We start from the raw sequence: 25543 nt of genomic DNA on the forward strand, positions 1-25543 counted from the left end.
AGTCATGATCATTCTTGGCGTCATCCTGCTGATCATCGGCTTCGTCACAGGGATATCGATCCTCTGGACGATCGGCGTGATCCTCGTGGTCATCGGCCTGGTGCTGTGGCTGCTGGGCGCCGTCGGGCACGCCGTGGGAGGCCGTAAGCACTACTACTGACGCCGGGCCTCCTGGCACCCGCCCCGCCTTCAGGGGCGGTAGCGCAGTGGATGGTCCCGCGGGACCTCCACGACGGCGATCCGCACACCGTCGGGGTCGGCGATCCACATCTCGATCAGTCCCCACGGCTCCCGCAGCGGAGGCCTCAGCACTTCGGCGCCGCGGCTGTGCAACTCCTCGTACGCCTCCTGCACGTCGGCGACTTGGAGCCACAGCCGCAGGCCCGGCGCGGGCGGCGCGTCGGACCGCCCCGACACTTCGAGGAAGCCGCCGCCGAGGAAGTAGACCGTGCCCCGTTCGGGCCCCGTACCGAACTCGCGGTACACGGCGAGGCCGAGGGTCTCGCCGTAGAACGCGCGCGAACGCTCGGGATCCGTCGGCCGCAGCAGCGTCCTGCTGCTCAGTACATGCACCATGCCCCCACCTTCGCGCACCCTTCCCCCCTCGTCATCCCGACTGCTTGTCGTCACCCGACGGCTTCGCCCCGGCGCGCCTGCGGCCCCACGTCCGCAGCCGGCCGCGGAGCCCGTCGGAGTGCCGGGCGCGCGCGTGCTCGTCGAGTTCCTCCAGCAGGCGCTGCGAGCGCTTCTCCACGCCCAGCTCGTCGAGGACCCGGTCGATCTCGGTGAGCAGCGCGCCGCGCAACTGCCAGTGCTCGGGGTCCTCGCGGGCGGTCGCCAGCAGCAGGGCCGCGAGCCGGTCGCGGTGGACGCGGGCCACGGCCAGCTCCCCGGTCAGGCGGGCCTCGGCCTCCTCGGCGTTGGCGCTCACCTGGGCGGTGATCAGCTGCGCGAAACTCTCCACGGCGACCGCGGTGTGGCGCAGCACCTCGCGCAGAGCGGCGGCGGTCTCGGGTTCGAACAGCGGGCCGTCGGGGCGGGCCTTGGCGAGGTCGGTGAGGGTGCGGCTGGCCACGCGGAGCACCACCGCGCAGATCTCCAGGGTGTCCAGGCCGGTGCGCAGCACGAGCCTGAAGAGCAGGCCCTCCTTGACCCGCGGATTGAGCCGGATGCTGTCCTCGGCCTGCCGCAGGGCGGTGTCGACCTGCGCGATGTCGTTGTCGAGGCGACGCGCCTCGTGCAGCCGGGCGGCGGCCTGTTCGACCCTGCCGGGGCCGGGGAGTTCCTCGCCGAGGTGGTCGAGCAGGCGGCTCATGCGCAGGGCGAGATCGGTGATCGCGGTGCCCGCCGGGCCGATCCACAGGGGTGGCGCCAGGAGGAGGTTGACCAGCAGCCCGACCACCGCCCCGATGAGGGTCTCCAGGACCCGGTCCCACGCGGTGTCCGCCACCTGGGTCACGCCGAGGACGAGCATGGCGCTGATCGCCACCTCGGGCACGAACTCGTCCACGCGCACCAGGTGGCCGATCACCAGGGAGGCCAGGATCAGCAGGCCGAGGCTCCACCAGGTGAGGCCGACCAGCGCGCTGAAACCGATGGCGATCAGGACGCCGACGACCACCGAGTTGACCCGGCGGACGCTGGTGGTCAACGTGGAGTAGAGCGTGACCTGGACGACGAGCAGGGCCGTCAGCGGGGCGGTCAGCGGGTTCGGCTCGCTGCTCAGGCGGAGCGCCACGACGTAGCTGATGACGGCCGCGGCGGTGGAGCGCAGGGCCTGGACGGCGACGGGCTCGCGGCGGCGCCGCGCGACACGGGTGGCGAGGCTACTGATCGTTTCCGACATGACTGCGCATCTTCCCAGGCCGCGCCGGATGACGCGTGCCGGAACGCATGAGTCCGGTCGTGTCGTACCGGGTCGTGCCGTCCCGTGTCGGGAGTGCCCCGTGGGGTAGGTGGAGGAAGTCCGAAGTCCGCGTCGATCGGATCCGCGAGGGAGCGTCAGCCATGAAGGGTACGGAGGACAGGCGTCAGCAGCCGGCCGGGGGTCGTGAGGAACACGCGCAGGAGCACCCGGGGCCGGACCCGGTGCACCCCGAGGCAAGCAAGCCGGTCGCCGGCAAGACGCCGGAGGAACTGCGGAGGCGGCAGGAGAGCAAGATGTCCCACCCGCGCGACGAGGACGCCGACTGACGGCCTCCGCCCCGGCCGGACCCGCCCCCGGGGCGGGTCGGTCTCAGGGGCCTTCGTCGTAGGTGCCGGCCTCGACCTCCAGGGCGAGTTCCTGAAGGACCTCGATCGACGAGACGTCCGTGCGTCCGCCGTCGTGCGCGATCGCGAGACTGGTGAACGCCAGGCTGAACCCGGAGACCATCGTGTGCAGGGCCGGGCCGAGCGCCTCGGCCACCAGGGTCGCGACCTGCTGCGGTGACGCGTCGGCGGGCACGCTGATCGACGGCAGCATCTCGTTCAGCAGCTGTGTGGCCACTCCGGCCGCCTCGGCCGGGCCGTCGGCATCCTCCCCCGCCTCGGCGGCCCTGCGGATGTCCTGGGCCTCGGTGAGGATGCCGATCACTCGCCTGAGTACGTCTGCGCGTTCCATCCTGCGGAGCGTAGTGCGCACGGGGCCGGCCCGGGTGCGCGCGTGCCGGACCGACCGCACGATGACCGTGTACGCGTGTTGCCGTACGCGGACCAGCCGGAAGGGAGAGCGCCATGTCCTCGGACCCCGAGCCGCGCGCGACCGGAAGTCGACTGCTGCTGGTACGGCACGCCAAGGCGGTGCCGAAGGGCGACCCCGCCGAGGACTTCGAGCGCGCCCTGGGCGCGCGCGGCAGGGCCGACGCGCCCCGGACGGGACGCTGGCTGGCCGAGAACGGCTACCGGCCGGATCTGGCGCTGTGCTCGCCCTCGCGCAGGACGCGGCAGACCTGGCAGCTGCTGGTCCCGGCCCTGGCGGACCCCCCGGACGCCGTCTACGACGAGAGGCTCTACAACGCGGCGCCGAGCATGCTGGTCACCGTACTGGCGGAGCGCGGAGCGGGGCTGGCCTGCCTGGCGCTGGTCGGCCACAACACCGGCATCCACGAGTTGGCCACGGCCCTGTGCGGGAGCGGTCCGGAGGAGCTCCTGGAGCAGCTGCGGGACGGGTTCCCGACGTCCGGCGTGGTCGTGGTGGATCTTCCGGGCGGCTGGGAGGAGCTGCTCCCCGGCAGGGGGCGGCTCACCGCCATGTGGGCGCCGGATCACTGACGGGGCCTCACCGAGCACCGAGCTGCACGGGTTTGGTGCACATCCGCACCGAAATTGATGCACAGCCGCGCCGATGTGATGCGACCATGGTCTCCTTCTGCCCTTCAGGAAGGAACCGCGCCATGGATCAGCTGCCCCCTCACCCGGACACCGAGCGGTATTCCGTGACCCTCTGCCCCCCGGCGGTCACGGTCGTCTCGGAGCTGACGGCCGCGACCGGCGTCAGCAAGTCCGACGTGATCAACCGGGCCGTGCTCCTGCTCGGCTTCATCGAGCGTGAACGCGCCAAGGGCAACGACCTGATGATCCGCGACACGGAGGGCGCCCTGGAGCGCATCCACATCATCTGACCCCGTGCGCCCGGCCCTCAGGCGTCCGTGTCCTCGGCCGGCGGCAGCTCCTCGACGACGTGGACGGCCGCCTCCTCGGCCGACGCCGCGCCGCCGTCGATCCCGACGTCGCGGGCGAGTACGGAGATGTGGCGCTGCGGTGCCGAGTCGTCCACCGCGGCCAGCCGGCCCGCCCGGTCCGGTCCTGCCAACAGGGCGTCGCCCGCCTCGTCGCCGACCTCGTCATGGTCGGACACTTCCGGCTGCTCGCGTGCGAGGCGCTGTTCCAGCGTCTCCCCCGTGCGCGCCTCGGCGGCGGTCGTACCCCTGTCGTCGACGGCCAGGGGACGGTCGAGCGGTACGTACGCGGTGTCGAGGGTGTCGTCGAGGCCCGGCTCGTCGAGGGTGTTCTCCAGGTCGGGTTGCGCCTCGGCCGACTCGTCGCTCTCCTGCGGCTGATAGACGTGGTCGCCGTAGGCTTCGTCGGCGCTGCTCATCGGGTTCTCCGATCGGTGGGGGTTCGGCGTGCCGCCGACGGGGGGCGCACCGGTTCCCGGCGTGCTCAGCCGGGCACGGTGGCGTCCAGGGGGAAGGAGCCGCCCGAACCGGTGAGTTCGAGCAGCCTCAGCAGCTGGTGGCTGGGCGCCGCCAGGTGCAGGACGTGTCCGGCATGGAGGGCCTGACGCCGGGCATCCAGCAGCGTGTCGAGTCCCGCGGAGTCGCAGAAAGAGGAATTCCGCAGGTCGACGGTGATGACGGCGCGTCGGGGCGCCTGCGCCGAGGCCGCGGCGAGGGTCGTCCGCAGCTGGCCCACGTGGTCCAGATCCATGCCGCCGCTCACCCGCACCACGTAGGGGTCACCGTGCTCGGGGCCGGCGGCGGCTTGCGGTACGGACGCGTTCTCGGCAGCCATGGGGTACCTCCTCGTACATGGGACACCTGCCCGTCGCGGCGTCCGTCAACCGTCCGTGCGTCCATGGGACCGCGGAGCGCGGCCGGGCGCATACTGGGCGCATGGCGAGCCCGACGACGGCCGTCCGGCGGATCAGGCGGCAAGCCGGCGAGGCGGTGTTCCTGCGCGTCGCCGGTCCTGACGGAGCCCGCAACCGGGAGCGCATCCACCTGACGCCCGGACCTCGCTGGTTCGGGCCGGACCGGCCGGTCAGGCAGGTCCACGGGGACGCGTCCATGTTCGTCGGCGGCTTGGCCGCCCTGCTGCTGCAGTCCCTGCACCCCGTCGCGATGGCCGCCGTGGCGGCGCACTCCGGCTACCGCGGCGACCCATGGGGGCGCCTGCACCGGACCAGTACCTTCCTGGCGGTCACCACCTTCGGTACGAGCGCCGACGCCGAGGCGGCGGTGGCCCGCGTCCGGGCGGTGCACGCCCGCGTCCGGGGCCGCACGGCCGACGGCGTACCGTACCGGGCCGACGATCCGGAGCTGCTGGGCTGGGTGCACGCCGCCGAGGCGGCCTGCTTCCTGCGGGCCCATCAGCTCTACGGCAGGCGCCCGTTGGATCCGGCGGGCTGCGACGCGTACCTCGCCGACACGGCGCGGGTGGCCCGGGCGCTGGGCGTGGACCGACCGCCGGAGAATGTACGGGAACTGGCGCTGGGGATGGCGCGGTACCGGCCCGTCCTGAGGCCGACGGCCGCGTCCCGGGACACGGCGCACTTCCTGCTGACCGATCCGCCGCTGCCGGGGGCCGCCCGGCTGCCGTACGCGCTGCTCGCGGCGGCGGCCGTGGACCTGCTGCCGGCGTGGGCGAGGACGGCCGTCACCGCCGGTTCGGGTACCGCGGCCGGCCGGGTGCCCGGCCCTGCCGCCCGGGCGGGCGGCCGGGCCGTGACCAGGGCGATCCGCTGGGCTCTGCCCCCTGCTCCGGGCCGTGCGGCTCAGTACCCTTCGTCCGGGTAGCCCCAGGTGATCTGCGGCCTCGCAGCGGCGGCCACTTCGGCGACCGTCATCGCGAAGAGCCCCTCGAAGTGCGGCTGCCACAGGTCGAAGCGCGAGATGCCGAGCGGGAAGCGGTTCTTCCCCGTGACGAGGAACGAGCCCTCTTCGTCCACGTCCACCGTGATGCCGACGTAGCCGCCCATGGACTCCTCGCGCAGCAGCTCCTCGAGAGCGCCGACGATCTCCCGGGCCTGCGGCTCGTCGGTGACCCCGGTGACCGTGAATGCAAGATCGATATTGACTGACATGGTGGGAGACTAGACGGCGCCACCGACACGGCGGCCACCCCTCCCCCCTCCACCAGTCCCGACCGGAGCAGTGAACGACCGATGACGTTCCAGGAAGGCCAGCGGGTCACGCTGGCGGCAGACCTCAGGCTGGCCGGGACGGTCGTCCCGGCCGAGGGCTCCCCGGCCGGCGAGGACCCGGTCGCCGGCTCGCTCTCCCTCGCGTCGGGTACCCCGGGCACCGTCGAGCGGGTGGACGCGCCCCGCGAACGGGAGCAGAGCCCCGAGGTGCGCGAGTACGTACGGCTCAAGGCGCTCCTGGACGACTTCGGCCACCAGATGCCCCCGGCGAGCAGGCGGCAGCTGGAGGAGCAGGTGGCTTCTCTCGAACCCGGATGGAACGCCCACCGGCAACACGGGTCGCAGGTGACGGTCCGCGTCCGCCTCGACAACGGCTTCGTCCTCGACGAGGCGCAGGCGGAGCTCTTCATCCCGGCCTGACCCGGCCTTTCAGACCCCGGCGACGGGGCGCGCAGGCCCGGTCCGGCACCTGCGGGGGCGCCGCGTCGCCGTGAGCGGCGGCCTTGGCACGGGCGCGCCCCGACCCGGCCGCCGGCCGCACGGCCCGCACCCCGCCGGACGACTACCGGGTGGAGGTCCTCGGGTCGACTACCGGCTCGCCGGCCCGGCGGCACCGGCCGGTCGTCCCCCGCCGGACCCCCGGCAGGGCCGGTGGCCCCGCGCCCGCATTCCGTAAGGGCCCCGCCCGGACCGCCCGGATGCCGGTTGCCCTGCGAGGCCTCGAGCCGGCCGTCCCGCCCCGGGGCTGCACGGTTCCCCGTCGCGCTCACCGCACCTGGGGTGACGTTTCTGTGGTGAACCGGCTACGCCGTAGGGGTGAGTAAAGGCTTCATCCGCGAAAGTTCTGCTCTTCACCAAGGAAGGATCTGCTTTGGGTAAAGAGTCCTGGTGGCGCGGCTCTCTGCCCTCCCTGTGCCGATGCGCTCCTCGGAGGAACCGAACGATGACTTACGGGAACAAGCTGCGGGAACAGATCGCCAAGCCGGGCACCACGCCGCTCATCGGGGTGTACGACATGTACTCGGCTTCGGTGGCGGCCGAGCACTACGACGGGATGTTCGTGTCCGGGTTCGGGTTCGCCGCCTCCTACTACGGGCTGCCCGACATCGGATTCATCGCCTGGCCCGACATGGTGGCCTTCGTCCAGCGACTGCGCGGCGCCTTCCCCCGTCACCACCTGCTCGTCGACATCGACGACGGCTACGTCGACCCCGAAGTGGCCTGCCACGTCGTGGAGGGCTTGGAACGGATGGGCGCCTCCGGCGTCATCCTGGAGGACCAGAAGCGGCCCCGGCGCTGCGGTCACGCCGACGGCAAGCAGGTGCTCCCGCTCGGCGAGTACCTGGAGAAGCTGGAGATGGTGCTGGCGACCCGCAAGGACCTGGTCGTCGTCGCGCGGACCGATGCGACGGAGGAGGCCGACATCATCCACCGCGCGCAGGCCCTGGCGGCGACCGACGCGGACGTCGTGCTCGTCGACGGCGTCCGCAGCGTGGAGTGGATCGAGCGGATCCGCGAGGCGGTCGGCAGCAAGCCGCTGCTGTTCAACCAGATCGCCGGCGGGAAGTCGCCGCGGCTCTCGCTCACCGAGCTGACCGACCTCGGCGTCGACGTGGCCATCTACAGCACCCCGTGCCTGTTCGCCGCGCACAAGGCCATGGACACCGCCCTGGCCGAACTGCGGCTCTCCGACGGGCGGCTGCCCGCGGCCGACGGGGGCGAGGAGGTCGGGGTCGGCGAGTCCACGCGGCTGCTGACGAAGAACATCTCGCGCCACCACCCCGTCCCGGTGGCGCGCGAGAGCGTGAAGGTGTGAACGGCGCCCGCATCCGTGCCGCGGCAGCGCTCGCGGTGGCCGTCGTCGGCGGCGGTGCGGCACCGGCCGCCGCCGGCGGCAGCCTGATCACCGTCATCGACAACTCGCACTCCGACTCCGTGGTCGAGGTCGACCGCGCGGCCAATCTCCAGACCGGGAGCGGGGCGGCGGGCAGCGATCACGAGGGCAGTGCCGTCGACCTGCTCGCCACCCTCGTCGAAGCGGTGCGCCCCGCCGGCGGCAACGACTGAGACCCCGCCCGACCCGGCGACGGGAACGGCCGGCCCGCCGAAGCGGGCCGGCCGTTCGGCCGTTCTCCGGTAAGGGCGGGTGTCAGTCCTGTCCCAACAGGTCCACATCCTCGACCACGTCGGTGACGTCGTCGGTCAGGTCGTCGGTCGGGGCGGCGGCCGGCGCGGACACCGCCGCGGCTGCCGACCCGGAAGCGGCCCCCGCGGCGTGGGCGGCCGTGGCGGCCGAGAGGGCGCAGCCCGCGAGGGCCAGGGCAAGGGCGGCGGTTCGTACCTTCAGACGCATGCCCTGAGAACGATCTTGCCCGGCGGAGGTCACACCGGGTGACCGATTCGGGCGCGTCCATACGGCGACGCCGGCGACATCGGCGGCCTGCACGCGAGACGTGCATGCCCGAACCGGCCGTGCCACGCTGTTCACAGGCCTCGGGGAGGACAGCCGCGACGAACGGAGCGCGCTGTGAACGGTCCGCACCTCTCCGCACCGCTGCGCCGCGGCCTGGCCGCCGCCTGCGCCGCGCTCCTGATCCTGGTCCCGGCCACCGGTACGGCGGCCGGGGCGGCTCCGCCCCCGGCCCCCTCCCCTTCTCCGAGCGCCTCCGGCGGGCTCGACCCGCGCATCACGGAAATCATGCGGAAGCCGGAGTACCGCCATGCCCAGTGGGGTCTGCTGCAGACCGGACCGGACGGCGGCCGCGTGGTCCACAGCATGTTCCCCGGCCAGTTCTTCATCCCCGGGTCCACCGCCAAGCTGGTCAGCGTCTCCGGCCCGTGGCACACGCTCGGCTCCGAACACCGCTTCGTGACCCCGGTCTACGCGGTCGGCGAGCGCAACGGCGCCACACTGACCGGCGACCTCGACCTCGTCGCCCAGGGTGACCTGACCATGGGCGGCAGGACGCGCCCCGACGGCACGGTCGCGTACACGGACCTCGACCACACCTACGCCAACGACTTCACGGGGGCGACCCTGACACCGCAGAACCCCCTCGCCGGCATGGACGAGCTGGCCCGCCAGGTGCGCGCCTCCGGAATCACCCGCGTCGACGGGGACGTCATCGTGGACAGCAGGCTGTTCGCCCCCGACCCCGTCCTCGACCCGACCCCCACTCCCATGATCGTCAACGACAACCTGATCGACCTGCTGACCACCCCCGGGGACCGGGCGGGCGCGGTCGCCCGGCTGGACTGGCGGCCGAAGGTCGCCCCGTACCAGGTCGAATCCACGGTGAAGACGGTCGCTGCCGGGGAGCCGACCGCCATCACGGTGACGGCCACCGACGGCGGCGCCCGCATAAGGCTGTCGGGCACGATCGCGGCGGACGCCGAGCCGCTGCTGCGCACCTCCCCCATCGGCGACCCCGCCGCGTTCGGCCGTGCCGCGCTGATCCAGGCACTGGCACGGGCCGGGGTCAGGGTCACCGCGAACCCGGCCGGCCCCAATCCGGTCGCCCGGCTGCCCCGCGACTACGAAGGCCGGCCGCGGGTGGCCGCGTACACCTCCCCGCCCTACGCCCAGTACGCCAAGCTGATCCTCAAGGTCAGCCACAACCTGGGTGCCAACCTGGGCATCTGCCTCATGGCCGTGGCGAACGGCAGCCGGCAGTGCGAGGACGGCTTCCCGGTCCTCGCCGACTTCCTGGACGAGGCGGGCGTCGACCGCGGGCAGCTCCAGCTGATGGACGGCCGGGGCGGGAACCCGGCCGACCGGGCAACGCCCGAGGCACTGGTGCAGATGCTGAGCTACTGGCAGCGCACCCCCGACGCGCGGCTCTTCCGCGAGGCCCTGCCGATCCTCGGGGTCGACGGGCTCCTGGCCGAGAACTGCCGCGACTGCCCGGCGCGCGGGAAGGTGTTCGGCAAGACCGGGGCGGCGGTCGGAGGGGACGCCCTCAACGACCGGCTGGCAGTGGGGGCCATCACCATCGCCGGGTACCTGGACCGCGGCGGAGGCCGTTTCGATCCCTTCTACGCCGGGGTCAACGGCGCCTCCACCCCGGGTCCGAACACCCAGGACGTGGTGGCCATCGCGAACGACCTCGCCATGATCGCCGGCTACCTCCAGGAGGCGCCGCCCTCTCCCTGACCGGCCGCCGCTCCCCGGCTGCCGGAGGCCCGGCCGGGGGCACCTGGCATCGTGTGGTCCATGGGTGAACGTGTCGAACGGGTTGACGAGCACGACGAGGTTCTCGGCGTCGTGGACAGGGGTGAGGCGATCCGTCGGGGGTGGCTGCACCGCGTGGCGACGATCGTGTGCCGTGACGCCGATGGACGCGTCCTCGTCCACCGCCGCCCGGACCGCGCCCCCCGTTTTCCGGGTCGTCTCAACTGGATGCTCGGCGGGGCAGTGGACGTCGGCGAGTCCTACGAGGATGCCGCCGCGAGGGAACTGGCGGAGGAACTCGACGTACTGGCCCGTCCCCGCTTCGTGTTCAAGTTCCTGTGCGCGGGTGCGATCAGCCCGTACTGGCTCGGCCTGCACGAGGTGGTCGTCACGGGACCCTTCCGGCCCGATCCCTCGGAGGTCTCCTGGCACGGCTGGGTGACCGAGGCTGAACTGGCCGGCCTGGTCCGCCACGAGGCGTTCGTCCCCGACGCCCGCGAGGCGTTCCGACGGTACCGGGAGCGGCCGATCGGATGAACGTCCGCAGGGCGTCACGGACGCGATGAGGGCGCTTCCGGCCCGGGCGCGGGCCGGAAGCGGAGGTCACCGGGCCGACGGGCGCACGGGGCGGACGTCGATCGCGGGCGTCGTGGTCGTCGGGCACCGGGATGGCGAGGTGCAGGACCCGGGCGTACACGGCGTGGACGGCGGCCGGTCACGCGCGGGCGTGCGCACACGGTGGGTGCTACGGACGGACGGCGGTGACCAGGTAGTAGTCCAGGATCTGCTGCTCCCAGGCGGCCATGAAGTTGCGGGGCCAGGTGCCGGGGGCCCAGAGGCGGGCGAGCCAGCGGTCCCAGCCGGGCCAAACCTCGGGGCCGATCGAGTCGGCGCGGACGTCTGCGAAGCCGGCTCCGGCGAGGGCCTGCGCGAGCCGGGAGACGGGCCGGGCGATGTCGAGTCCGCTGGCGAACGTCTCGAGCAGGCCGGCGAGCCGATCCTGGGGCGCGGGCACGCCGTCGACGCTGAAGAAGCCGGCGACCGCCACCTGTCCGCCGGGGCGCAGGACCCGGGCGGCCTCGCGGGCGAAGGCCGGCAGGTCCGGGAAGTGCTGGACCGCCTCGACGCTGTACAGGCAGTCGAACTCGGCGTCTGCGAGCGGCAGGCTCTCCGCAGCTCCGAGGACGAAGCGCAGCCGCTGCGGCCGCGCGGCAAGCAGCGGGGAGTTCGCCTCGCGGGCCCGTCGGAGCTGCTGGGGGTGGATGTCCACCCCGGTGACCGTGGCGGGTCCGTACTCGTCCAGGGCGAGGGCGCAGCCGAGTCCGAGGCCGCAGCCGATCTCCACGGCGCGGCCGCCGCGGGGCGCGACGGCGTCGAGCACGTGCCGGTAGAGGTCCTGCTCGCTGCGGATCCGGTCGTCCTGCGACAGCGGCCGGTCGAGGTCGATGCATTGCCAGTAGCCGAAGTTGATGAAGCCTCCGGCGAACACCGGCACGGCGCTGAGGTCGGCAGGTCCGTACGTCTCCCAGACCTCGGGCCGTACGACCGGAGCAGGATGCTCCACCGAGTGTTCCGACACCACGTCACCGCCTCCTCGTGACGGGGGCGTTGCACGCCCCGGAGCCATCAGTGTGGGGCGTGGAAACCTGTCACGACAGAGGGCACGCCCGGGGCCCGGCGGTCACCTGCCCCCGGCCGCGGCGCTCTAGGCTGGCGGCATGGAGCATGCCGATGCCACAGCCGCCGGCTCACGCGCCGGGGAGGCGGCCGCTGCCGCCGCCCGGCTGAAGGAGCGGCTGTACGCGACCATCACGATGATCTCCGTGGTGATCGGTCTCGCCGTGTCGGAGCACGCCGACGCCGCCGGGGCGGCGGCCACGGTGCTGACCGCAGCCGTCGGCCTGTGGCTGGCGACCCTCGTCGCCGACCAGCAGGCACACCGCGTGGTCCACTCCCGGCTCGCCACCGGGGCCGAGTTGCGGCACATGCTGTGGGTCAGCAGCCCCCTGCTGCTGTCCGCCGTCGGCCCGTTGGTCCTCATCGCCGCCTCCGCCCTCGGGGTGATGGCCCTGCAGACCGCCCTGTACGCCTCGGCGGGCGTGAGTGTCGCCGGCCTCTTCGGCTGGGGCTGGTACGGCGGCGTCCGCATGGGCAGCGGAGCGGCCGTGGCCCTGCTGGCCGGCGCGCTCGACGCGGCGGTGGGCCTGGCCGTCGCCCTGGTGAAGGCCGCGGCCGGCCACTGAACCGGGGGGCGCATTGTTCGCCGTATGCCGAAATCATGCGGCATCCTGGACGCATGAACGAGTTGCATCCGGGGGCGCCCGCGGACGCCCCGGCCCCCGCGGCCCGCCTGGCGGCCTTCGCCGCCGCCCTGGCCGACGAGACGCGGGCCGCGATCTGCATGACGCTGCTGGAGGGGCGCGCGTGGACCGCCGGTGAGCTGGCCCGGATCGCGGGGGTGGCTCCGTCCACCGTCTCCGGCCACTTGACCCGGCTGCTCGATGCCGGGATCTGCGTGACCGAGCGGCAGGGCCGCCACAGCTACGTGCGCGTGGCCGACGCAGCGACGGCCCGACTCCTCGACGAACTCGCCTCGTACGCGGTCCCGGACCGGGACGCCGCGCACGCCGTGCCGGTGGTCGGTGCACCGGATCCGCTGGCCCGGGCCCGGACCTGCTACGACCACTTCGCCGGTCGGCTGGGCATGGCGGTGACCGACGCGATGGAGGAACGCGGCCTGCTCCGCACGGAGGGCGTGTTCGAGCTGACGGAGGCCGGCCGGCTGTGGTGCGCGGAGGCCGGCATCGCCCTGGCCGGCGAGGGGCGCAGACGGCCGGCGAGCTCCTGCCTGGACTGGACGGAGCGACGCCGCCACCTGGGCGGCCTGGCGGGGGCCCGACTGTGCGCACGCTCGTTGGAGGAGGGATGGGTGGTGCGTCCCCCGGGCGGTGGGCGTGCCCTGGAGGTGACCGCGGGGGGCGAGCGGGCCTTCGGCGATCTGTTGGGGATCACCCCGCAGGCCTGGGCGTAGACCGCTCACCGTGCGTCGCGGTCTCGATCGACACTTCAACTCATATTTCGGTCGACGCCGAAATGTTGCGCCCCTAGAGTGGTGGCATGACGTTCCGCTCGAGTCCGACCCCTCCCGGCGTCCTCACAGTCGGCGCCGTCACCTTCACGGTGTTCGCCTGGGCCTCCGCCTTCGTCTCCATCCGCAGCGCCGGGGCCGCGTACTCCCCGGGCGCCCTGGCCCTCGGCCGGCTGCTGGCCGCCTCGCTGGTGCTGGGCGTACTGCTCCTGATCCGCCGCCAGGGCCTGCCGCCCCGCGAGGCCCTGCGCGGGGTCCTGGTCTCCGGCGTGGTGTGGTTCTGCGGCTACACGATCGCGCTGAACTGGGGTGAGCGGCTGGTCGACGCCGGTACGGCCTCCCTGCTCGTGAACACCGGCCCCATCCTCATGGCGCTGCTCGCGGCCCGCCTGCTCGGCGAGGCGCTGCCGCCGCGGCTGCTGGCGGGCATGGCGGTCTCCTTCGCCGGAGCGGTGGTCGTGGGCCTGTCCATGTCATCCGGGGAGGGTGGCTCCACCTCGCTCCTCGGCGTCGTCCTCTGCCTGCTCGCGGCGGTCGCCTACGCGACCGGCGTCATCGCCCAGAAACCCGCACTCTCCTACGGCACGCCGCTCCAGATCACCGCGTACAGCTGTATGACGGGCGCCGCCGTCTGCCTGCCCTTCACGGGGCAGCTGCTCGACGAACTCCCCCGGGCGCCGGCCTCCGCGACCCTGAACATGGTCTACCTGGGGGTCGTCCCCACCGCTCTGGCCTTCACCACGTGGACCTACGCCCTGGCCCGCATGCCCGCCGGACGGCTGGGCGCGACCACGTACGCCGTCCCGGCCGTCGTCGTCCTGCTGAGCTGGGCCCTGCTGGCCGAGGTGCCGGCCTGGCTGACGCTCCTCGGAGGGGTGCTGTGCCTGGCCGGTGTGGCGGTCTCCCGGTACGCCCCGCGTGCCGCGCGCACTCCCCGCACCCCTGCGGATCCCGTCGAGGGCAATCCGCCCACTCCCGCGAAAGGCAACCGCACATGAGGATCCTCACGGTCGGCGCCGGCGCCGTCGGCGGCTTTTTCGGCGCCCGGCTCGCGGCTGCCGGCCAGGACGTCTCCTTCCTGGTCCGGCCCGCCCGGGCGAAGGCCCTCCAGGCCCGCGGCCTGCGGGTCGAGGGCCAGGGGGAGAAGCTCCGCCTCAGCCCGAAGCTGGTGACGGCCGACGCGCCGGGCGGTCCCTACGATCTGGTCCTGCTCTCCGTGAAGGCGACCGCCCTGCACCCGGCGCTGGCGGACATCGGACCGGCCGTCGGACCGGAGACGGCTGTCGTGCCGCTGCTCAACGGGGTGGCCCACCTCGACGCGCTCGTCGCACGCCTCGGCGCCGGGGCGGTCCTCGGCGGGGTCGCGAAGGTGGTCACCACCCTGAACGAGGAGGGCGACATCCTGCGGATGGCGCCGCCCGCGGTCATCCTGACCGGCGAGACCGACGCGCGCCCCTCCGCCCGCGTGGACTCGATCCGGGGGGTCCTGGCCGAGGCGGGCATCGACTCCCCGGACACCGGGGACATCGTCGCCGCCATGTGGCACAAGTGGGTCTTCATCTCCACCCTGGTCGCCGTCACCTGCCTGATGCGCGGCACGCTCGGGGAGGTGAACGCCGTTCCGGGCGGGGCGGCCCTCGGAGCGTCCCTGCTCGCCGAGGCGGCGTCGGTGTCGGCCGCCGCCGGGCATCCGGTTCCCGAGGCCGAGCTGGCCTTCACCACGGCGACGGTCACCGCACCCGGCTCTCCCCTCACCCCGTCCCTCTACCGGGACCTGATCGCCGGGGTCCCCACGGAGGCCGACCACGTCCTGACCGACCTCACCGTCCGGGCCCGCGCGCTGGGCCTGGCCACTCCCCTGCTGGACCTCGCTGCGCTCCACCTGCGCGTCCACGAGCACCGCCTGGCCGCGGGACGCCCCTGAGGCCGCGGCGCGGGGCCTGCACCGCCGCTCACCCGGATGCCCCGTCCAGTGGGCGTCCGGGCCGCCGGGCCGTTGACTGGAAGGCCCGGAACACCCTTGGAGGCATGGTGGCGACGGTCGCGTGGACGCGTGGTGCGGCAGGTGTGGTGCTGGCGGCGGTGGTGCTCGCCACCGCGGGCTGTTCGGGCGGGGACGGCGACCCGTCCGGCGCCGTTTCCAGTGCCGCGTCCGCGGTGAAGTCGGCCGGCGAGGCCGTCTCGTCGGCCGCCTCCGAGGCGGCGAAGACAGCCGAGTCCGCGGCCGCCGTCGCCAAGGACAAGCTCGCCGAGGTCAAGAACGGGGTCGATGCCAAGGGCCAGGTGTCCCTGGGCGCCGTGGCCACCGGCACGGACGGGTACACGACGGTCCCCGTGACCGTACGGAACACCGACGACGCCACGAAGTCCTTCGCGGTGCAGGTCGAGTTCGAGGACGAGAGCGGCAACCTCGTCGACACCGTGGTGGTGACGGTCTCGGATGTCGCCGGGAAGGGCACTGGCCAGGGCACGGCCCGCAGTACGCACCAGCTGTCCGGCACCGTGACGGCACAGACCGGCAGGGCCCTGCGCTACTGAGACCCGGCAGGTCCCACGCCGTCCGCCTCTCGGTGTGGCGACCATGCGCGGCGTCAACGGCGGCCGTCGCACGGCTGCATCCGCTCCGGCCGGCGGGTACGGCCTCGGCCGTCCCCGAGGCGCCGCCGGTCCTGCCGTGCGGGTGAGATCCGGAGCGCACCCCGAGGGAGAGCACGCTGCCGACCTGACGGCCGTACGGCGCGACGGGGTGCGGGTTCTGTACGGCCCCGGCCCGGTGGACGACGGTCCGGGGCGGGGCTGTGCGCGTCGTTCACCGGCCGCACGCGTCCACAGGGGGGCGGCGTGGCCAACCGCGCGCTACCCTCCCGACATGATTGACATGGACATGCAGCCCACGAGCTTTCGCGGCCGTCCGAGCGGCGCGCTCCGCAGAGGCCGGGCCCTGCGCACCCTGGTGGGCCTCCTCCTGCTGGCACTGCTGGGTACGGCGACCACCGCGAGCGCCTCCACGGCCCCGGCCGCCCCTGCCGGAGCGCCGGCCCCGGCCGGAGCGCCGGCCGGCCTCGCGGCCGCCCGCTGGGGCGACCGGCGCCTCGACGAGGCGTCCTTCCTGACCACCCACAACGCCTTCACCAACTACGAGGACTCCCGCTGGAGTTCGGTGAACCAGTCCGAGTCGGTGCGCGCCCAGCTCGAAGGCGGCGTGCGCGGCCTGAGCCTGGACACCCACTGGTACGAACGCAGCACCTGGCTGTGCGTCATCAGTTTCGGGAGCGACTGCTATCCCAGCGACGTGTACCTGTGCCACGGCGACTGCAAGACCTTCGCCGGTGCCACCTACGCCCTGCCGCGCCAGTCCTTCCACGGCACGATGCAGACCGTGGTGGACTTCCTCGCCGCCCACCCCGAGGAGGTCGTGACCGTCTTTCTGGAGGACTACGTGAGCGCCGACCAGCTGCGGCAGTCCCTGGGCCGGGTCCGGGGGCTGTCCGACATGGTGTTCCGGCCCGACGAGTGGGGCGTACGGCAGAACGGATGGCCGAAGGTCGCCGACCTCGTCACCTCCGGCAAGCGGCTGCTGATCTTCTCCGACCGGTCCGACCGCGAGAACCTGGGCGTCATGTACGACCGGTCGTGGACCGTGAGCAACTTCTGGAGCCTCGGCGACCTGGGCAACGACCTGACGTGCGTCAGCCGGTGGTCCGACCTGCCCCTGGACCGGCAGGAGCCCGGTTTCCGGCGCCTGTTCACGATGAGCCACCACCGCAACGTTCCCACCGTGCTGACGGCGGCCCTGGACAACGGCGCGAAGCTGCGCAGCCGCATCGCCGAGCGGTGCCGGCCCGCGGCCGGGGGCCGCGACCCCAACTTCGTCTCGGTCGACTTCCACCGCCTGTCGGACGGCAGCGGCCACACCCCCGCCTCGATCGTCGCCGAGCTCAACGCCACCCCCTAGAGGGTGCTTTGTGTCCTACCGCCCACGGTCGTGTCCGGCGACGGCGCCGCCCACCGCCGGCGCCGCGCCCCCCTGAACCGGGTCCCTGCACCTGCGGGACGGCGGTCGCCATCGGCCGGCTGCCGTTCAACCGGTGGGGAGCCGAGGCCCGGCCCTGAGGTCCGGCCCCGGGTCCGGACGCGAGCCCGGCTCCCAGATCCGGGCCCGGGCGCGGCAACCTCCCGGGGGCCCACAGCGTCTTTGCGTACAGCACCCGCCGGCCCGGACGGCGCGTGCACCGCGGAGAGGACATGTGATGAGTGAGAAGGCCCGTCGGTTGTTCGACGCCCTCGACCTCGACCAGGACGGATCCCTGACCCGGGCCGAGGTCATCGGCGCCCTGCGCTCGAAGGGGCCGACCCTCGCCGCGCAGGGTGCCATCCCCTTCTGGGGCGTGGGGGACACCGAGGAATCCTCGGCGCTCTTCGACGCGGCCGACCAGAACGGCGACCGCGTACTGAGCTTCGAGGAGTTCGCGGCCGTGGTCGACCGCCGCTTCGGCTGGTAGCCGCCGTACCGTCCCGGGAGGGCGGCCGTCCACGTGCGGCGCCCATCGGGCGGCGGGAGAATGACATGGGCGACGGGGAGCCCACGCGGGCGGGTACGGCCCCGGCCGGCCCGCGGCACGGCCAACCGGACGGGGCGGACGAGTCAGGTGATCGCACATGTGCCGGTGGCTGGCGTATTCGGGAACACCCGTGCTGCTCGACACCATCCTGTACAAACCCGCCCACTCGCTGATCGACCAGAGCCTCCACTCCAAGCTGGGCGTGGAGACGACGAACGGCGACGGTTTCGGCATCGGCTGGTACCCGGACGGCGGCAGCGGCGACGGCACGCCCGCCCTCATGAGGGACGTCGGTCCCGCCTGGAACAACCGCAACCTGCGGGAGCTCGCGGACCACGTCACCTCCCCCGTGTTCTTCGCCCACATCCGGGCGTCGACGGGGACGGCCGTGCAGCAGACGAACTGCCACCCGTTCCGGCACGGCCGCTGGATGTGGATGCACAACGGTGCCATCGCCGGCTTCCACGCCATGCGGCGCGACCTCGCCCTCCTCGTCGACCCCGCGCTGTTCGGGGAGATCGAGGGGACGACGGACTCCGAGGTGATGTTCTACCTGGCGCTCACCTACGGCCTGGAGGAGGACCCTCCGGGCGCGGTCGCGAAGATGGTGGGCGTGGTGGAGCGCGTCGGCCGCGAGCACGGCGTGGAGTACCCGATGCAGATGACGGTGGCCGTCACCGACGGGACCGGCGTGTGGGCCTTCCGGTACTCCAGCCAGGGCGCATCGCGCTCGCTGTTCTACAGCAGCCGGGTGGACACGCTGCGCAGACTGCACCCCGACATCCGGTTCCTCCAGGAGGCGTCCGACGAGACCCGCCTGGTGGTGTCCGAGCCGCTCGGCGATCTGCCCGGGGCGTGGAACGAGGTACCGGAGAGCAGCTACGGCGTGGTGAGGGCGGGCGCGGACGGGCTGTACCCGTTCACCCCACTGGCGGCCTGAGGTCCGCACGGGCTTCCGCACGGGCTTCCGCACGGGCTTCCGTGCGGGGCGACGGCACGGCGGTGGACGTGGCGACGCGGGGCAGTGCGTACGGGTGCTTCTCGGCCAGCCAGGCGACCAGCTGTTCGCGTACCTCGCAGCGGGCGGTCCACAGCCCGTCCGGGTCCTTGGCGGTGACGATCGCCCGCACCACGATGGTGGTGGGGGTGGTGTCGGTGACGGACAGGTCCCAGCCCCGGCCGTCCCACGCCTCGCAGCCGTCCAGGATCTCCTTGAGCTTCTCGCGCATGAGGGCCACGGGCGCGGTGTGGTCGCAGTGGAGGAAGACCGTGCCGGTCATCTGGATGCCGCCGCGGGACCAGTTCTCGAAGGGCCGCGAGGTGAAGTACGAGACGGGCATGGTGATCCGGCGCTCGTCCCAGGTGCGCACGGCGATCAGGGTGAGCGTCACCTCCTCGACCACGCCCCACTCCCCGTCGACGACGACGGTGTCGCCGATGCGCACCATGTCGCCGAACGCGATCTGGAATCCCGCGAAGACGTTGCCGAGGGTCGACTGGGCGGCCACGCCCGCAACGATGCCGATGATGCCGGCCGAGGCCAGGACGGACGTGCCGACGGCCCGGAAGGCGGGGAAGGTGAGCAGCATCGCGGCCGCCGCGACCACGGCGACGACGGCGGTGACGATCCTTCTGATGAGCGTCACCTGGGTGCGGACGCGGCGCACGCGCGAGGGGTCGCGGGTGCCCAACGCATAGCGGGCGTACGAGGATTCGACCACGGCGGAGGCTACGCCGACGACGCACCACGCGCCCGCCCCGATCAGGACGAGTGTCAGGGTCCGGCCCACGGCGGCCTCGTGGTCGCGCAGCGGCTGCCAGGTGATCTGGCGGTACACCCCGCGCAGCACCGCGGTGAACAGCAGTACCCGCACCGACGGTCCGCAGCGGCGCAGCATGTTCCACAGTGGTGTCTCGGGGTGGCGGGCGTCCGCCCGCCGCAGCAGCAGGTCGGCGAGGCGACCCACGACGAGAGTGAGCACGACGGAGCCGCCCAGGACGGCCAGCAGTCGGACGAAGCTGTTCATGACTCCCCGGTGTCTGGTCTCGGGAACGGGTCGGGGAGGCCGGGCGTGGATGCAACGCCCGGCCCCCTGAGGTCCTCGGACCGCGGGTCAGTCGTGCAGCATCTCCTCGCGCAGGGTCTCCAGCGTCCGGTTGAGCAGGCGGGAGACGTGCATCTGGGAGAGGCCGACCTCTTCGCCGATCTCCGCCTGGGTCATCTCCTGGCCGAAGCGAAGCTCCAGGATGCGCGTGCTGCGCTCGTCCAGGCCGGCGAGCAGGGGCGCGAGGGCCTGGCGGTCCTCGACGGCCTCCAGGGCTGGGTCGACGTCGCCGACGGTGTCGGCCAGCGAACGGGCGGGGTGCGCCCCCGAGGGGGTTCCCGTACCGCCGGATTCACCCTGGTGGGCCGCGTCGAGGGACTGGGTGGAGTAGCCGTTGGCGGCGATCAGGGCCTCGCGGACCTCGTCCTCGGTGAGGCCCAGGTGGGCGGCGAGTTCCGCGGGGGTGGGCGCGTGGTCCGTCTCGGAGGTCAGCTCCTCCGTGGCCTTCGCCAGCAGCAGGCGCTGCTCCTGGAGTCGGCGGGGGACCCGCACGGCCCAGGTGGTGTCGCGGAAGTGGCGCTTGATCTCACCTGTGATGTAGGGCACGGCGAGCGTGGTGAACTGGGTGTTCCGCTCGGGGTCGTACCGGTCGATGGCCTTGATCAGGCCGATGATGCCGACCTGGACGATGTCCTCGTTCTCGGGGCCGCCGGGGCGGTCACGGAACGGCCGTGCGGCGAAGTTCACCAGTGAGATGTTCATCTCGATCAGCGTGCCGCGCACGTACTGGTATTCGGGGGTGCCCTCTTCGAGGCTGCGCAGCCGCTCGAAGAACACCCGGGTCAGCTCCCGGGCGTCGCAGGTCGACAGTTCCCGGGGGCAGGGCACCTCGGGGAGCCCGCTCAGCGCGGGTGCGGCCACGGCGCCGCCGTCGGGGGCGGCGGCCGTAGTGGGGGGCGTCGTCGAGGTCGGGGCCTCGGTCGTGGCCGTGATGGTCATCGTCTTCGCTCCTTGGGCACAGGTGCTTGCGGCGCGTTGCGCGATTGCTCGCTCGTTGCTCGGTCGGTGCGGAAGTCCCCTTCCGCTTCCCTGCACCCTGCCGGGGGCCCGGACACACGTCAAGTTATACCGGAAAAGTTTTTCTGGATTTGCTTTTCGCGATTCGCCACTCAAGAATGTCGGAGTGGAGAACGAGCACACGGGTTCACGCCGGAACCACTGGACCTTCCTGACGAACCACGCCCGGGTCCTGATCGCCATCGCGCGCGACCCGGGGGTCCGGCTGCGCGACATCGCGGCGGGCTGCGACCTCACCGAGCGCACCGTGCAGGCGATCGTCACGGACCTGGAGACCGACGGGTACCTCACGAGGACCCGGGACGGCCGGCGCAACCGCTACGCCATCGCCCCCGGCGCGCGCTTCCGCCACCCGGCGGAGGCCGGCCTCGAGATCGCCGGCCTCCTCGCCTACCTCGCGGGGCCGCCGCGCACACCGGCGGGGCCGCCCGTCCGCGACTCGGTGGAAGGCGTCCACGACGACGGGGCCCTGCCCCTGCTGTGATCGGGCGTCGCCCCTGCTGTGATCGGGCGTCGCCCCTGCTGTGATCGCGCGGCGCTGTGGAGCCGTCGTGCAGGCGGTCGCCGCGGTGCCGTTCACCACACCGCCGCCCGTGGCCGGGCTGTCACATCTCTCAGCGGTCCGCCAGCAGGCCTTCGAAGAACCCCCAGTCCAGGCGCTCCGCCTCGGAGCCGGCCGGCACCGCCGCCCACGTCCTCTCCAGCCACGAGGCGAGCCCCGCGCGGTCCAGCACGAAGAGGGCGTACGGCGGCGCCGCCCCCAGCCTCAACAGGACCTGCGCAGTGCGGCCGGGCCCGGCGGTCGGCCGGATCCGCACCTCTCCCGTGCCCGCCAGCGTGCGCAGCCCCGTGGCCAGGAGGTCGCGGCCGATCACCCAGGTCACGTCGTCGGCTCCCGGCTGGTGGAAGGTGAGCTCGACTCCGAGCGGTGCACGGGCGGACCAGTGGAACGTGGCCCGGAGCGGGAAGCGCAGCCGGGTGCGGACCTGATGGATCCCGGTCGTCCAGGTCAGTTCCTGCTCGGGGAAGCGGGGCCGGTGGTCCATGGTGACTCGTCTCTGACGGAGGGCTGTGGGCGGGCCGGGCCGGGGATCGCGCCGTCCGGCCGGAACGGCACCGGCAACACCGGGTGCCATGGAGCGTCTGCTCGTCCGTCCGGGTTCGAAACAGCCGTGCGGGCCATTGGGGGGAAAGGCGGACGTGTCGGCCCGGAAGCTCCCGCCTCCGGACGGATAGTCGTACCGGGCGTTCTCGGCCGACCACGGTCCGTCGTGACCCGCCCGTCAGCCGATGTCATGGGAGAACGGGGCCGGATATGAAGAAGTCCGTAGTGATGTGTGCGCTGGTGACGGGGCTGGCGCTCGGCCCGATGGGCGGCTCGGGGTGGGCCGCCCCGCAGCAGGGGGCCTCTGCGACGGCCCCCGCCGGCCCCCGGGCGGCCTATCCGGTCGGCGAGGTGGTCTCGGACGCGCCGCTCCACGTGCGCCAGAGGCCCACGGTGTACTCCGGCGTCGTCAAGTCGCTGCGCCCGGGCCAGCGTGTGCTCCTCAACTGCCAGACGCGCGGCGGGTGGGTGGACGGAAACCCCCTGTGGTACCGCCTCCAGGGCTCCAAGGGCTGGGTCTCGGCCCGCTTCGTCCACGACCACCAGCCGGTCCGACCCTGCTGACGGTCCCGCCGCCGGCTCACACGGTCGGCTTGCCGGCCTCCCGGCCGTCGACGTACGTCGCCACCACCTCGATGTCGCCGATCGCCGACACATCGACGCGCCGGGGATCGTCGCCCAGTACGACCAGGTCGGCGCGCTTGCCCGGGGTGAGGCTGCCCGCACTGTCCTCCCAGCGGCAGGCGTACGCGCCCGCGACCGTATAGGCGTACAGGGCCTCGTCGACGCCGATGCCCTCGCCCGGGCCGATCAGCCGGCCCGACGCGGAGGCGCGCTCGACCATGAACTGGACGGCCCGCAGCGGTGAGCCGTCCGTCACCGGGCGGTCGGAGCTGCCGACCAGGGTGATGCCGTGGTCGAGGAACCCCCGGCCGCGGTAGAGCCACGGCGCCCGCTCCTCGCCCATGATCGCCGCGTAGTCGTCGCCGAAGTAGCGCAGGAAGTTGGGCTGGACCACCGCGCTGATCCCCAGCCGGGCGAAGCGCGGGAGCTGGTCGGGGCGGATCAGGCCGGCGTGCTCGATGCGGTGCCGGGCGTCGGGCCGGGGCCTCAGCCGCTGGGCCTCCTCCAGGGCGTCCAGGGCCACGTCGGCCGCGCGGTCGCCGATGGCGTGCACCGCGAGCTGCCATCCGGCGAGGTGGCCGTCGACGACGGACCGCGCGAGGACCTCGGGGTCGTCCTGCAACTGGCCGGCGTGGTCCATGCCCTCGTACGGGGCACTGAGGGCGGCGGTACGGGCCATCATGCCGCCGTCGGTGAAGATCTTGAGGGCGCCCACGGACAGCCAGTCGTCGCCGAAGCCGGTGCGCAGGCCCAGGTCCAGCGCCTTGGGGATGCCGTCGGCCTCGTGGGCGCCGACCGGCCGCAGCCGGTCGGCGGAGACCATCAGCTGGACCCGCAACGGCAGCAGGCCCTTGTCACGCGCGAGTTGGTAGGCGCCCAGTTCGACCGGGGTGTGCCCGAAGAGGGCTCCCCCGATGCCCGCTTCGGCGCAGGCGGTGATGCCCTCGGCCACGCAGGTGCGGGCCGCTCGTCCGATGGCCTGGGCCAACTCCTCCTGGGAGTAGGGCAGTCGCAGCGCACGGGCGGCGCCCATGGCGCCCTCGGCGAGGAAGCCGTGCTCGTGCGGGACGTCCGCGGCGAGCAGGTCCAGGACGGCGGTGTTGACGACGCAGCCGTGCCCGGAGTCGTGCAGCACGTAGAGCTTGTGTCCCCGGCTCACCTTGTCGAGCTCGGCGGCGGTCAGGTGGCGTCCCAGCGCCCGCTGGTCGTAGCCGACGACGCTCACCCAGGATCCGGGCGAGTCGCGGGCCGCGACGGCGTCGGCCACGACCGCGAGGGCGTCCTCGATCCGCGTGCAGCCCGCCATGCTGGCGGTGCTCTGCCTGAACCCGGTCCAGGGCAGGTGCACATGGGAGTCGATGAACCCGGGGAGCACCGTGGCGCCTTGGAGGTCCATCACCTCGCGTGCGGGCAGGGAGGCCACGGCCTCGTCCAGCCCGACGATCCGGCCCCGCCAGATGCCGAGCTCGTGGGCGACCGGATGGTCCGGGTCCATGGTGAGGAAGCGGGCGTTGGTCAGCCTGGTGCAGAGCATCGTGCGGGATCCCCCCGGGGGTGGTGGCCGGCGGCTCGGCGGACGGGCGGTGGAGGGTCAGGTGTCCATCGAGCGGGCGAGGGAACGGGGGCGCAGATCGGTCCAGTTCGCCTCGACGAAGTCCAGGCACGCCTCTCGGGTGTTCTCACCGAGGGCAATCGTCCACCCGCCGGGCACGTCGACGAAGGACGGCCAGAGCGAATGCTGGCCCTCGTCGTTCACCAGGACGAGGAAGCGGCCCTCGGCGTCGTCGAATGGGTTGGTGCTCACGGTCGTTGCCTCCCCGGAACGTCACGATTAGGTTAGGCTCGCCTAATTGCAACGAGCTTAGTCCCTCCCCTTGCCGCTCACAAGGAGACCCGCATGCGCCCGACAGAGGACGTCTTCGCCGCGTACGGACTGCCCGGCGAACCGGGTTCCGAAGGGTTCTGGGCGGCAGCGGGGGCGCCCGCGTCGGTCCCCGGGGAGGGCGGCGGCTGGGCGACCCTTTTCCTGTGGCGCGGCTCCCCGGCGAGCATCGGCTTCGAGAGCTGGTCGCAACCGGTGGCGCTCGGCCGGTGGGGCGAGACCGACTGCTGGTACGCGGAGGTCCGGATGCCCGCGCGGCTGCGGGTTACCTACCAGTTCCTCGCGGACGGCGCGGCGTTCGCCGACCCGTTGAACCCGCTCGGCGCGGGCGGGGACCGGTCCATCGTCGCGACCCCGGACGCGCCGGCCCAGCCGCACTGGCCCGTCCTCGGTGCCGGCGCCGACCATGTGCTGCCCCTGCCGGACGCCCGGGTCCGCTGGACGAGCGGACGCCTCGGCGGGCGGCGCACCGTACGGGTCCACCCGGCCGGCGGCGGTGGACCGGTGGTCCTGCTGCTCGACGGGGACGACTGGCTGTACCTGCACCCGGCCATGACGGCGTTCGACGCGGCCGTCGCTGCCGGCGACATGCCGCCCGTCACCCTCGTGTTCCTGCCGACCAGGGATCGGGAGGCCGAGTTCGGATGCCGGCCCGGACTGTGGGAGGGGGTACGGGACGAACTGCTGCCGCTGGTCGCGGAGACGGGCCTGCCCGCGGACCCGGAACGCCTGGTGGTCGCCGGACAGAGCCTCGGCGGGCTGAGCGCGATGTACGCGGCGCTGGAGTTCCCGGAGCTGGTGTCCCGGATCGCCTGCCAGTCCCCGTCGTTCTGGTGGGCGCCCGGCGCGGCGGACCTCGCGGACCCCCTGGCCGGCCCGCTCGGCGGCGCCATCGCGGCGCGCCTGCGCGAGAGCGTGGACCTGTCGGGGCTGCGGGTCGCCTTCGACGTGGGGGAACACGAGGCGCGGATGCTGCCCCACTGCGCTCTCGTCGAGAGCCTGGCCGCCCAGGCCGGCGCGACCGTGCGCGTGTCACGCTCGCCGTCGGCCCACGACCGCGCGTCCTGGCGGCACGCCCTCCTCAGGGACGTCGCGTGGGCTCTGGGCTGATGGCTGTCCCCTCCGTCATCGCCGGTGGATCAGC

General features: G+C 73.1%; 34 protein-coding genes. 21 read left to right on the forward strand and 13 right to left on the reverse strand.

All coding sequences use genetic code 11. The features are described 5' to 3' along the window. Positions 1 to 4: 4 nt before the first annotated feature. Positions 5 to 160, forward strand: a complete 156-nt coding sequence (locus tag ACZ6JS_RS22130) for a DUF6131 family protein (RefSeq protein ID WP_469300169.1) — start codon at positions 5 to 7, stop codon at positions 158 to 160. A gap of 29 nt (positions 161 to 189) precedes the next feature. Here the strand turns inward: ACZ6JS_RS22130 and ACZ6JS_RS22135 are convergent, their stop codons facing one another. After that, positions 190 to 576, reverse strand: coding sequence for a VOC family protein (locus tag ACZ6JS_RS22135; protein ID WP_469300171.1), 387 nt, complete (start codon positions 574 to 576; stop codon positions 190 to 192). Between the two features lie 31 nt (positions 577 to 607). Beyond that, the gene (locus ACZ6JS_RS22140) at positions 608 to 1846 is read right to left on the reverse strand and encodes an FUSC family protein (protein ID WP_469300172.1); all 1239 of its coding nucleotides are present in this window, start codon (positions 1844 to 1846) and stop codon (positions 608 to 610) included. 161 nt (positions 1847 to 2007) lie between these two features. On the opposite strand from ACZ6JS_RS22140, the gene ACZ6JS_RS22145 reads away from it, so the two are divergent. After that, complete coding sequence (locus tag ACZ6JS_RS22145) at positions 2008 to 2193, forward strand: hypothetical protein (RefSeq protein ID WP_469300175.1); 186 nt, start codon at positions 2008 to 2010, stop codon at positions 2191 to 2193. A 43-nt stretch (positions 2194 to 2236) separates the two neighbouring features. On the opposite strand, the gene ACZ6JS_RS22150 is transcribed toward ACZ6JS_RS22145, so the two are convergent. Beyond that, positions 2237 to 2602 carry a hypothetical protein gene (locus ACZ6JS_RS22150; RefSeq protein ID WP_469300177.1) on the reverse strand — a complete coding sequence of 122 codons (366 nt, stop codon included), beginning with the start codon at positions 2600 to 2602 and terminating at the stop codon, positions 2237 to 2239. A 113-nt stretch (positions 2603 to 2715) separates the two neighbouring features. Between ACZ6JS_RS22150 and ACZ6JS_RS22155 the strand changes: the two genes are divergently transcribed. Further along, positions 2716 to 3252: a SixA phosphatase family protein gene (locus ACZ6JS_RS22155; protein ID WP_469300179.1), complete on the forward strand. Its 537-nt coding sequence runs from the start codon at positions 2716 to 2718 to the stop codon at positions 3250 to 3252. Positions 3253 to 3374: 122 nt separating this feature from the next. Next, positions 3375 to 3602, forward strand: a complete 228-nt coding sequence (locus ACZ6JS_RS22160; RefSeq protein ID WP_266495310.1) for a hypothetical protein — start codon at positions 3375 to 3377, stop codon at positions 3600 to 3602. Between the two features lie 17 nt (positions 3603 to 3619). On the opposite strand, the gene ACZ6JS_RS22165 is transcribed toward ACZ6JS_RS22160, so the two are convergent. Continuing rightward, the gene (locus tag ACZ6JS_RS22165) at positions 3620 to 4078 is read right to left on the reverse strand and encodes a DUF5709 domain-containing protein (RefSeq protein WP_469300181.1); all 459 of its coding nucleotides are present in this window, start codon (positions 4076 to 4078) and stop codon (positions 3620 to 3622) included. A gap of 65 nt (positions 4079 to 4143) precedes the next feature. Further along, the gene (locus ACZ6JS_RS22170; protein WP_469300182.1) at positions 4144 to 4494 is read right to left on the reverse strand and encodes an STAS domain-containing protein; all 351 of its coding nucleotides are present in this window, start codon (positions 4492 to 4494) and stop codon (positions 4144 to 4146) included. A 101-nt stretch (positions 4495 to 4595) separates the two neighbouring features. On the opposite strand from ACZ6JS_RS22170, the gene ACZ6JS_RS22175 reads away from it, so the two are divergent. Beyond that, positions 4596 to 5498, forward strand: a complete 903-nt coding sequence (locus ACZ6JS_RS22175; protein ID WP_469300184.1) for an oxygenase MpaB family protein — start codon at positions 4596 to 4598, stop codon at positions 5496 to 5498. On the opposite strand, the gene ACZ6JS_RS22180 is transcribed toward ACZ6JS_RS22175, so the two are convergent. Further along, complete coding sequence (locus tag ACZ6JS_RS22180) at positions 5477 to 5785, reverse strand: hypothetical protein (protein ID WP_469300185.1); 309 nt, start codon at positions 5783 to 5785, stop codon at positions 5477 to 5479. The genes ACZ6JS_RS22175 and ACZ6JS_RS22180 overlap by 22 nt on opposite strands. An 81-nt stretch (positions 5786 to 5866) precedes the next feature. Here ACZ6JS_RS22180 and ACZ6JS_RS22185 point away from each other — a divergent pair, with 81 nt between their 5' ends. The 3 genes from ACZ6JS_RS22185 to ACZ6JS_RS22195 all read left to right on the forward strand — a co-directional run bounded on the left by ACZ6JS_RS22185 (position 5867) and on the right by ACZ6JS_RS22195 (position 7912). Next, a complete protein-coding gene (locus ACZ6JS_RS22185; protein ID WP_469300187.1) occupies positions 5867 to 6265 on the forward strand; it encodes a hypothetical protein in 399 nt (132 codons plus the stop codon). Positions 6266 to 6788: 523 nt separating this feature from the next. Then, complete coding sequence (locus tag ACZ6JS_RS22190; RefSeq protein WP_469300189.1) at positions 6789 to 7661, forward strand: isocitrate lyase/PEP mutase family protein; 873 nt, start codon at positions 6789 to 6791, stop codon at positions 7659 to 7661. Continuing rightward, positions 7658 to 7912, forward strand: coding sequence for a hypothetical protein (locus ACZ6JS_RS22195; RefSeq protein ID WP_469300191.1), 255 nt, complete (start codon positions 7658 to 7660; stop codon positions 7910 to 7912). The genes ACZ6JS_RS22190 and ACZ6JS_RS22195 overlap by 4 nt, the downstream gene beginning before the upstream one ends. 82 nt (positions 7913 to 7994) lie before the next feature. Here the strand turns inward: ACZ6JS_RS22195 and ACZ6JS_RS22200 are convergent, their stop codons facing one another. After that, positions 7995 to 8198: a hypothetical protein gene (locus ACZ6JS_RS22200; RefSeq protein WP_469300193.1), complete on the reverse strand. Its 204-nt coding sequence runs from the start codon at positions 8196 to 8198 to the stop codon at positions 7995 to 7997. A gap of 174 nt (positions 8199 to 8372) precedes the next feature. On the opposite strand from ACZ6JS_RS22200, the gene dacB reads away from it, so the two are divergent. Continuing rightward, the gene (gene dacB / locus ACZ6JS_RS22205; RefSeq protein ID WP_469300195.1) at positions 8373 to 9998 is read left to right on the forward strand and encodes a D-alanyl-D-alanine carboxypeptidase/D-alanyl-D-alanine endopeptidase; all 1626 of its coding nucleotides are present in this window, start codon (positions 8373 to 8375) and stop codon (positions 9996 to 9998) included. Positions 9999 to 10058: 60 nt separating this feature from the next. Beyond that, positions 10059 to 10553 carry an NUDIX hydrolase gene (locus ACZ6JS_RS22210; RefSeq protein ID WP_469300196.1) on the forward strand — a complete coding sequence of 165 codons (495 nt, stop codon included), beginning with the start codon at positions 10059 to 10061 and terminating at the stop codon, positions 10551 to 10553. Between the two features lie 208 nt (positions 10554 to 10761). On the opposite strand, the gene ACZ6JS_RS22215 is transcribed toward ACZ6JS_RS22210, so the two are convergent. Continuing rightward, on the reverse strand, positions 10762 to 11598 hold the full coding sequence (locus ACZ6JS_RS22215) for a class I SAM-dependent methyltransferase (protein WP_469300197.1): 837 nt from the start codon (positions 11596 to 11598) through the stop codon (positions 10762 to 10764). Between the two features lie 136 nt (positions 11599 to 11734). On the opposite strand from ACZ6JS_RS22215, the gene ACZ6JS_RS22220 reads away from it, so the two are divergent. The 8 genes from ACZ6JS_RS22220 (at position 11735) to ACZ6JS_RS22255 (ending at position 18606) form a co-directional block, all read left to right on the forward strand. Then, positions 11735 to 12259: a hypothetical protein gene (locus tag ACZ6JS_RS22220; protein WP_469300199.1), complete on the forward strand. Its 525-nt coding sequence runs from the start codon at positions 11735 to 11737 to the stop codon at positions 12257 to 12259. Positions 12260 to 12312: 53 nt separating this feature from the next. Beyond that, entirely contained in the window at positions 12313 to 13047 is a 735-nt protein-coding gene (locus ACZ6JS_RS22225) for an ArsR/SmtB family transcription factor (protein WP_469300200.1), read from the forward strand. Between the two features lie 86 nt (positions 13048 to 13133). Continuing rightward, the gene (locus tag ACZ6JS_RS22230; protein ID WP_469300201.1) at positions 13134 to 14102 is read left to right on the forward strand and encodes a DMT family transporter; all 969 of its coding nucleotides are present in this window, start codon (positions 13134 to 13136) and stop codon (positions 14100 to 14102) included. Then, positions 14099 to 15028, forward strand: a complete 930-nt coding sequence (locus ACZ6JS_RS22235; RefSeq protein ID WP_469300203.1) for a 2-dehydropantoate 2-reductase — start codon at positions 14099 to 14101, stop codon at positions 15026 to 15028. The genes ACZ6JS_RS22230 and ACZ6JS_RS22235 overlap by 4 nt, the downstream gene beginning before the upstream one ends. 104 nt (positions 15029 to 15132) lie before the next feature. Further along, entirely contained in the window at positions 15133 to 15642 is a 510-nt protein-coding gene (locus ACZ6JS_RS22240) for a hypothetical protein (RefSeq protein WP_469300204.1), read from the forward strand. Between the two features lie 331 nt (positions 15643 to 15973). Beyond that, the gene (locus ACZ6JS_RS22245; RefSeq protein WP_469300205.1) at positions 15974 to 17059 is read left to right on the forward strand and encodes a PI-PLC domain-containing protein; all 1086 of its coding nucleotides are present in this window, start codon (positions 15974 to 15976) and stop codon (positions 17057 to 17059) included. A gap of 295 nt (positions 17060 to 17354) precedes the next feature. Next, positions 17355 to 17606: an EF-hand domain-containing protein gene (locus ACZ6JS_RS22250; protein WP_469300207.1), complete on the forward strand. Its 252-nt coding sequence runs from the start codon at positions 17355 to 17357 to the stop codon at positions 17604 to 17606. A gap of 157 nt (positions 17607 to 17763) precedes the next feature. Then, entirely contained in the window at positions 17764 to 18606 is an 843-nt protein-coding gene (locus ACZ6JS_RS22255; RefSeq protein ID WP_469300209.1) for a class II glutamine amidotransferase, read from the forward strand. Here ACZ6JS_RS22255 and ACZ6JS_RS22260 read toward each other — a convergent pair. Next, positions 18587 to 19693, reverse strand: coding sequence for a mechanosensitive ion channel family protein (locus tag ACZ6JS_RS22260; protein ID WP_469300210.1), 1107 nt, complete (start codon positions 19691 to 19693; stop codon positions 18587 to 18589). The genes ACZ6JS_RS22255 and ACZ6JS_RS22260 overlap by 20 nt on opposite strands. 87 nt (positions 19694 to 19780) lie before the next feature. Then, a complete protein-coding gene (locus ACZ6JS_RS22265) occupies positions 19781 to 20710 on the reverse strand; it encodes a SigB/SigF/SigG family RNA polymerase sigma factor (protein ID WP_469300211.1) in 930 nt (309 codons plus the stop codon). Positions 20711 to 20894: 184 nt separating this feature from the next. On the opposite strand from ACZ6JS_RS22265, the gene ACZ6JS_RS22270 reads away from it, so the two are divergent. After that, positions 20895 to 21272, forward strand: a complete 378-nt coding sequence (locus tag ACZ6JS_RS22270) for a helix-turn-helix transcriptional regulator (protein WP_469300213.1) — start codon at positions 20895 to 20897, stop codon at positions 21270 to 21272. Between the two features lie 130 nt (positions 21273 to 21402). On the opposite strand, the gene ACZ6JS_RS22275 is transcribed toward ACZ6JS_RS22270, so the two are convergent. After that, positions 21403 to 21834 carry an SsgA family sporulation/cell division regulator gene (locus tag ACZ6JS_RS22275; RefSeq protein WP_469300214.1) on the reverse strand — a complete coding sequence of 144 codons (432 nt, stop codon included), beginning with the start codon at positions 21832 to 21834 and terminating at the stop codon, positions 21403 to 21405. A 269-nt stretch (positions 21835 to 22103) separates the two neighbouring features. On the opposite strand from ACZ6JS_RS22275, the gene ACZ6JS_RS22280 reads away from it, so the two are divergent. Next, the gene (locus ACZ6JS_RS22280; protein WP_469300215.1) at positions 22104 to 22457 is read left to right on the forward strand and encodes a hypothetical protein; all 354 of its coding nucleotides are present in this window, start codon (positions 22104 to 22106) and stop codon (positions 22455 to 22457) included. Positions 22458 to 22473: 16 nt separating this feature from the next. On the opposite strand, the gene ACZ6JS_RS22285 is transcribed toward ACZ6JS_RS22280, so the two are convergent. Both ACZ6JS_RS22285 and ACZ6JS_RS22290 read right to left on the reverse strand, forming a co-directional pair. Beyond that, positions 22474 to 24051, reverse strand: coding sequence for an amidohydrolase (locus tag ACZ6JS_RS22285; protein WP_469300216.1), 1578 nt, complete (start codon positions 24049 to 24051; stop codon positions 22474 to 22476). Between the two features lie 57 nt (positions 24052 to 24108). Further along, a complete protein-coding gene (locus tag ACZ6JS_RS22290) occupies positions 24109 to 24321 on the reverse strand; it encodes an MbtH family protein (protein ID WP_469300218.1) in 213 nt (70 codons plus the stop codon). Positions 24322 to 24414: 93 nt separating this feature from the next. Here ACZ6JS_RS22290 and ACZ6JS_RS22295 point away from each other — a divergent pair, with 93 nt between their 5' ends. Next, positions 24415 to 25509, forward strand: coding sequence for an alpha/beta hydrolase-fold protein (locus ACZ6JS_RS22295; RefSeq protein WP_469300220.1), 1095 nt, complete (start codon positions 24415 to 24417; stop codon positions 25507 to 25509). Positions 25510 to 25543: the final 34 nt, after the last annotated feature.

It is taken from the genome of Streptomyces sp. NPDC046349, assembly GCF_055587885.1.